6 protein-coding genes are annotated in these 6,509 nt (G+C 64.1%); 1 reads left to right on the top strand and 5 read right to left on the bottom strand.

Annotated features, from left to right (window positions below):
- Positions 1–160: 160 nt before the first annotated feature.
- The gene (gene hflX, locus RCI06_RS13860; protein WP_306576397.1) at positions 161–1,411 is read right to left on the bottom strand and encodes a GTPase HflX; all 1,251 of its coding nucleotides are present in this window, start codon (positions 1,409–1,411) and stop codon (positions 161–163) included.
- 143 nt (positions 1,412–1,554) lie between these two features.
- On the opposite strand from hflX, the gene RCI06_RS13855 reads away from it, so the two are divergent.
- Positions 1,555–2,157, top strand: coding sequence for a hypothetical protein (locus RCI06_RS13855; protein ID WP_306576396.1), 603 nt, complete (start codon positions 1,555–1,557; stop codon positions 2,155–2,157).
- 67 nt (positions 2,158–2,224) lie between these two features.
- Here the strand turns inward: RCI06_RS13855 and RCI06_RS13850 are convergent, their stop codons facing one another.
- The 4 genes from RCI06_RS13850 to serC form a co-directional block, all read right to left on the bottom strand.
- Positions 2,225–3,148, bottom strand: a complete 924-nt coding sequence (locus RCI06_RS13850; protein ID WP_101548188.1) for an SPFH domain-containing protein — start codon at positions 3,146–3,148, stop codon at positions 2,225–2,227.
- Positions 3,149–3,162: 14 nt separating this feature from the next.
- Positions 3,163–3,636 carry an NfeD family protein gene (locus RCI06_RS13845; RefSeq protein ID WP_172439109.1) on the bottom strand — a complete coding sequence of 158 codons (474 nt, stop codon included), beginning with the start codon at positions 3,634–3,636 and terminating at the stop codon, positions 3,163–3,165.
- 277 nt (positions 3,637–3,913) lie between these two features.
- Positions 3,914–5,080, bottom strand: a complete 1,167-nt coding sequence (locus RCI06_RS13840) for a phosphoglycerate dehydrogenase (protein WP_121587075.1) — start codon at positions 5,078–5,080, stop codon at positions 3,914–3,916.
- Positions 5,080–6,165: a 3-phosphoserine/phosphohydroxythreonine transaminase gene (serC, locus tag RCI06_RS13835; protein WP_306576395.1), complete on the bottom strand. Its 1,086-nt coding sequence runs from the start codon at positions 6,163–6,165 to the stop codon at positions 5,080–5,082. The genes RCI06_RS13840 and serC overlap by 1 nt, the downstream gene beginning before the upstream one ends.
- Positions 6,166–6,509 lie beyond the last annotated feature (344 nt).

Raw genomic sequence — 6,509 nt, 5'->3', positions numbered from 1 at the left:
CGCTCTGCGGCGCTCGCCGCAGGCGAGGAGCGCATCTATGCCCGGGCAGGCCGCCTAAGCCCCTCGTGCCCTTCTTTGGTTCCTTTCTTGGGCACGCAAGAAAGGAACTCGCCGTCGGTCGACTACCGACAAGCTCTGCCGCTCCCCGGGCGGCAAATAATCACCCCCCGTGCAGGGCAAACTCCGCCACCTTGTGCAGAATCCTCACGTCGACGAGCGCGTCGAGACTGGTTCCTTCGGGCGTGTACTCCTGCGAAAAGACCTTGCCGCCCGCCATGATCTCATTGACCAGACCCGAGCGGTCGTAGGGGATGAGCAGGCGCAGCCGCCGATGGGTGGGCGCAAGGGCGGCGGCGGTCTTCTGGAGCAGGTCGTCGAAGCCGAAGCCGGTTTTCGCCGAGAGCAGGACGGTGCGCTCCCCAAAGAGGAGCGGCGCCTCGGAGATGAGGTCGCATTTGTTGAGCAGCACGAGCATCGGCTTGTCGCCCACGCCGAGCTCCTCCATCAGACGGCGGGTGACGGCCACCTGCTCGTCCGTCTCGTCGGAGGAGGCGTCGCACACGCACCAGAGCAGGTCGGCGTTCGCCGCCTCCTCGAGGGTGGATTTGAACGCCTCGACAAGCTGGTGGGGCAGCCGCCGCACCAGCCCGACCGTGTCGATCAGCAGGACCTCCCGTCCGTCCGGCAGGGAGAGCGCGCGCGAGGTCGGGTCGAGGGTTGCGAAGAGCTTGTCCTCGACGAGCACCCCCGCGTTGGTCAGGGCGTTCAGGAGGGTCGATTTGCCGACGTTGGTGTAGCCGACGATCGCAACGGTCGTGACCCCCTCCTTTTTGCGGCGGGCGCGCAGGAGTCCCCGCCGCTTTTCCAGCTCGGCGAGCTGGTCCTGCAGCGCGGCGATCCGCCGCCGGATGTGCCGGCGGTCGGTTTCGAGCTGGCTTTCGCCCGGGCCGCGCGTGCCGATGCCGCCGCCCAGCCGGGAGAGAGCGCCCCCCAGCCCCGTGAGCCGGGGCAGCCGGTAGCGCAGCTGCGCCAGCTCGACCTGCAGTTTCCCCTCGGCGGTGACGGCCCGCCGGGCGAAGATGTCGAGGATGAGGGTGGTGCGGTCGATGACCGGCACGCCGCACGCGTCCTCGATGTTGCGCATCTGCGCCGGAGAGAGCTCGCAGTCGAAGACGACGAGGTCCGCGCCGTCCCCCTTGCAGAATTCCGCGATCTCCGAAAGCCGCCCGCTACCGATCACCGTGGCCGGGTCGAAGCCACTCCGCTTCTGGAGCACCTTGGCGGCGGTCTCCGCGCCGGCGGTTACGGCAAGCTCCTCAAGCTCGTCGAGGGACACCTGCGCGTCATACTCCCCCGTGTCCACCGCGACGAGCACCGCGCGCTGCTTTTTTTCCACATTGTTTTCGATCATCCGCCTGCTCCCTTCCCCCTTTGTCCGGGGCTTTCCGCGCCCCTGCGGGGGCGGCAATCTTTTTTCCAGATTCTTTGCATTGAACCCGGGGCGTTTATGGGCTAAACTCAAACTAGAAATCATGAATTGGATGTGAACAACCGATGAAGCTCAACCTGATCGCCAGCATCCCCCTGCGCCCCGTCATCGAACGCATGCTCTCCGCCTCTCCCCATCGGCTGGAGCCGGTCTATCTGCCCGCGGCCCGCGCCGACCGGCCCGCATTCCTGCGTGAGCGGATCGCACGCGCGGAGGGCTTTGACGCGCTGCTGCTCGCGGACGGCGCGGAGCTGCTGGACGGGGAGGGCCTCGCGGCGGGAACCGTCCCGCTCGTTCTGCCGCGCGTACATAACTGCGTTTCCCTGCTGCTCGGCGGCGCGCCCCTCTACCGCGGCCTCTTCGGCCTGCACGGCGGCGAGCTCTGCTGGCGGGCCCCGCTCTGCGCGGAGGAGCTCTTCTTCACCCCGCGCGCCGACTGCTCCGCTCTCTGCTATCTCGCGGACACCACCCTCGGGCTTCCCGACGAGAGCATCGAGGCGCGCGCCGCGGCCCGGAAAAACGGCTGGGATTACTTCGCGGAGGAGATCGACCCCGCGCTGCTCGCGCGGCTGCTCGCGGGCGGCTGGGAGGGGGACGATTTCGTCACAGTCCCGGCGGGCGGCCGGGTGGTCCCCACCTACACGCAGGAGCTTTTCCGCGCCGAGTGATTTTTATACATCAGCCGCAAAGGGACGGGCTCGCGCCCGTCCCTTTTGTTGCCTTTACGGGAATTTCTCACCTGTCGGAGACGAGCTCCTTGAGGGAGGAGGCCATGCCGGCCAGCGACTGGATTTCGCTGGGGATGATGATCTTGGTGGCCTTGCCGTCGGCGGCCTTGGCGAACGCCTCGAGACTCTTGAGCTGGACGACCTTGTCGCTCGCGTTGGCCTCGGTCAGGACGCGCAGCGCGTCGGCGTTCGCCTTCTGCACCAGCGCGATGGCCTCCGCCTCGCCCTGCGCCTCGCGGATCTTCTGCTCCTTGACGCCTTCGGCGCGCAGGATGGCGGACTGTTTTTCCGCCTCGGCGCGCAGGATGGCGGACTCCTTTTCACCCTCGGCCACGAGGATCTGGCTGCGCTTTTCGCCCTCGGCGCGCAGAATCGATTCGCGGCGCTCGCGCTCCGCCTTCATCTGCTTCTCCATCGCGTCCTGGATCTCGCGCGGCGGCAGGATGTTCTTGAGCTCGACGCGGTTGACCTTGATGCCCCATTTGTCCGTCGCCTCGTCGAGGATCGCGGTGATCTTGGTGTTGATGACGTCGCGCGAGGAGAGGGTGCTGTCGAGCTCCATCTCGCCGATGATGTTACGCAGGGTGGTAGCGGTCAGGTTCTCGATGGCGGAGAGCGGGCGCTCGACGCCATAGGTGTAGAGCTTTGCGTCGGTCACCTGGTAAAAGACAACCGTGTCGATCTGCATGGTGACGTTGTCGCGGGTGATGACCGGCTGGGGCGCGAAGTCCGCGACCTGCTCCTTGAGGGAGACGCGCTTGGCGATCCGGTCGAAGAACGGCATCTTGAAGTGCAGGCCGGTCTCCCAGGTCGCGTAGTAAGCGCCCAGGCGCTCGACGACGTAGACCGACGCCTGCGGGACGATCTTGATGTTTGTGATCACGACGATCAGGACGATCAATACCAGGATGCCCAGAATGATTCCCAACATGTTGCGTGTCCTCCTTATGATTCGGTTTGTTTGCTGTAAGGCTCGACGATCAGCTTGACGCCGTCGATGGCGAGCACCCTGATCTTTTCTCCGGCGGGGATGTCGGCCCCGTCGCTGGAGCGCGCCGACCAATCGAGCCCGCCGACCCGCGCGCGTCCCGCGGAGAGGTCGTTGTCGATCGGGTCGGTGACGACCCCCACCTGCCCGATGAACCGGTCGGCGTTGGTGCTCTCCTTTTTGACATGGAGCAGGTTTTTGGCGATCGGCCGGGTGCCGATCAGCAGGACGGCCGAGACGATCACGAACGTCCAAAGCTGGACCACCCACGACACGTCGAGCAGCGCCGCTTCCGCCGCGGTAACCGCCGCGCCCACCGCGAACCAGATCGATACGAGCTGGACAGTCAGGCCCTCGGACACCGCGAACGCAATGGCCAGCAGCAGCCAGACGATCGGCGCGTACTGCTGCCACCAGGAAAGCATATTCATGCCGGCAACCCTCACTTTCATCTTTTATCTGAGCGGCTTTTGTAATCCGGATTCCGCTTGAACATATTGTACCACATTCCGCACGGATTCCACAACCGCTAAAGAATCTCTTTTCCGTTCCCCCCGCATCCCCCGGCATCCGCCAGCCCCGGCTGATCCCCCGATCTTATCCGCACGCCTCCATACTCTCTCAGGCTCCCTCATCCTCGCCTTTTGTTTTTGCGCACCGGGAAAAAGAAACGCCCCCTGCGGCGCAGGGGGCGTTTTGAAATCGCGGTTACCGGTAGATGTTGACGCGGATGACGCCTTCGATGTCGCGGAGCTTGGCGATGATCTCATCGCTGATGCAGCCCTTGACGTCGACCATCGTGTAGGCGTAGTCCTTCTTGGATTTGTTGGTGAGGTTTTCGATGTTGAGTCCGCTGTCCGAGAGGACGGGGGCGAACTGGGTGAGCATCGCGGGGATGTTCCGGTGGATGAGGGTGATGCGGCTGTCCCCGCTGCGCGGCATCGAGACGGACGGCAGGTTGACCGAGTTGCGGATGTTGCCGTTCTCGAGGTAGTCGACGAGCTCTTCGGCGGCCATGCGCGCGCAGTTGTCCTCGCTCTCGGGCGTGGACGCGCCGAGGTGGGGGATCACCAGTACGCCCGGATGGCCGAGCAGGTCCTCGCTGGGGAAGTCGGTGAAGTAGCAGCGGACCTGCTTCTCCTCCAGTCCCGCGAGCAGGTCCTCATTGACCACCAGATCGCCGCGCGCAAAGTTTAAGAGCCTGACGCCGTGCTTCATCATCTGGATCGACTCGGAGTTGATCATCCCCTTGGTCTCGGGCGTGGAGGGGATGTGCAGGGTGATGAAGTCGCAGTTCTCATAGATCTCCTTGAGGCTGTTGGCGTGCTTGATGCTGCGGGAGACGTTCCACGCGTTCTCGACCGACAGGTAGGGGTCGTAGCCCCACACCTCCATGTCGAGGTGGCGGGCGAAGTTGGCGATGCGGGTGCCGATCGCGCCCAAGCCGATCACGCCGAGGCTCTTGCCGGCGAGCTCGGGGCCGACGAACTGGCTCTTGCCCTTTTCGACGAGCTTGCCGACCTCGTCGCCCTGGCCCTTGAGGGACTGCGTCCATACCATCGAGGGGTAGATCTTGCGCGCGGACATGAGCAGCGCGCAGACGACCAGCTCCTTGACCGCGTTCGCGTTCGCGCCCGGGGTGTTGAAGACGACGATGCCCTGTTCGCTGCACCGGTCGATGGGGATATTGTTGACTCCCGCGCCTGCCCGCGCGACCGCGAGCAGGGATTCGGGCAGCTCCATCTCATGCATCGCGGCCGAGCGCACGAGGATGCCGTTGGGGTCCTCCACGTCGTCGCCGATGCGGTATTTGTTGCGGTCAAAGACGTCCAGCCCGTTGGGGCTGATCTTATTGAGCGTTTTAATGTTGTACATCAGCCGTTCGCCTCCTCAAACTTCGCCATCAGCGCAACCAGTTTTTCCACGCCTTCGACCGGCATTGCGTTGTAGATCGAGGCGCGCATGCCGCCCACCGAACGGTGACCCTTGAGGTTGAGGAACCCGGCGGCCTTCGCCTCGGACACGAACTTCGCGTCGAGCTCGTCGCTGCCGGTGACAAAGGGGATGTTCATGAGGGAGCGGTCCTCTTTGGCGACGGTGCCCTTGAAGAGCTTCGACCGGTCGAGGAAATCGTAGAGGAGGCCCGCCTTCTTCTCGTTGATCTTCTTCATCCCGGCAAGGCCGCCGACCTCGTTTTTGAGCCACTCGAGCACGAGCTTGCAGATGTAGATCGCATAGGTCGGCGGGGTGTTGAACATCGAGCCGTTGTCCACATGGGTCTGGTAGTTGAACATGGTCGGCGTGCTCTCCATCGCCTTCCCGACGAGGTCCTCCCGCACGATGACGACGGTCAGCCCCGCGGGGCCCATGTTTTTCTGCGCGCCCGCGTAGAGCAGGCCGAAGCGGCTCACGTCGATCGGCTCGGAGAGGATGCAGGAGGAGACGTCCGCCACGAGCGGAACGCTGCCGGTGTCGGGCAGCTCATGCCAGACGGTGCCGTAGATCGTGTTGTTGAGGCAGATGTGGAAATAATCCGCGTCGGGCCGGAACTCGGCCGGATCGAGCTTGGGGATGTAGGAGAACGTCTTGTCCTTGGAGGAGGCGACCGCCTTGCAGTCTCCGTACCGGGACGCCTCCTTGTACGCCTTGGTGGCCCACTGGCCGGTGATCACGAAGTCGGCCTTGCCGGAACCCGTCATCAGGTTCATCGGGACCATCGCGAACTGGCTGGACGCGCCGCCCTGCAAAAAGAGCACCTTATAGTTGTCCGGGATTCCCATGACCTCGCGCAGCAGCGCCTCGCAGCCGTCGATGATCGCCTGGTACTCCTTCGAGCGGTGGCTCATCTCCATGACCGATTCGCCGGTGCCCTGGTAGTCGAGCATCTCCGAGGCCGCTTTCGCCAGCACGCTCTCGGGCAGCATCGACGGGCCCGCCGAAAAATTGTATGCCCTTGCCAATTGTAAAACCTCCCCTTCCACCCAATTTACTTGGGCAGCGTAATGAAAATATTGATACCATTATATTTCAAACCGCCGCCCCAGTCAATCTTATTCTCCCTTTGGGAGGCAAATTCGCCGTTTTTTTGCAGGATGAGCCTTCCGGACATGCAGATTTCGGTGGTTCTTCCCAATGGATCTGCCGCCCAGGGAGCGGCGGAGGTTTTTCCCGGGTATTCCGCGCTGCTCCCGGCGGGGCTTTTTTCGCGCCCCTTCGGGGCACTCCAGATGTGCCGCCTTCGGCGGCGGAGATTGCCGGGACCCGCCCCGGCGGGCGGGCCGACTTCTTGCGCGCCCAAGAAGTC

The organism is Anaerotruncus massiliensis (ex Togo et al. 2026) (assembly GCF_030825285.1).
Classification (GTDB): Bacteria; Bacillota; Clostridia; order Oscillospirales; family Ruminococcaceae; genus Anaerotruncus; species Anaerotruncus massiliensis.
Note: the sequence above shows the minus strand (reverse complement) of the source record. Positions and strands in the feature narration are given on the sequence as shown.

Coding starts and splice junctions, on each gene's coding strand:
- RCI06_RS13855 (WP_306576396.1), top strand. CDS start 1,555: ATGAAGCTCAACCTGATCGCCAGCATCCCCCTGCGCCCCGTCATCGAA.
- hflX (WP_306576397.1), bottom strand. CDS start 1,411: ATGATCGAAAACAATGTGGAAAAAAAGCAGCGCGCGGTGCTCGTCGCG.
- RCI06_RS13845 (WP_172439109.1), bottom strand. CDS start 3,636: ATGAATATGCTTTCCTGGTGGCAGCAGTACGCGCCGATCGTCTGGCTG.
- RCI06_RS13840 (WP_121587075.1), bottom strand. CDS start 5,080: ATGTACAACATTAAAACGCTCAATAAGATCAGCCCCAACGGGCTGGAC.
- RCI06_RS13850 (WP_101548188.1), bottom strand. CDS start 3,148: ATGTTGGGAATCATTCTGGGCATCCTGGTATTGATCGTCCTGATCGTC.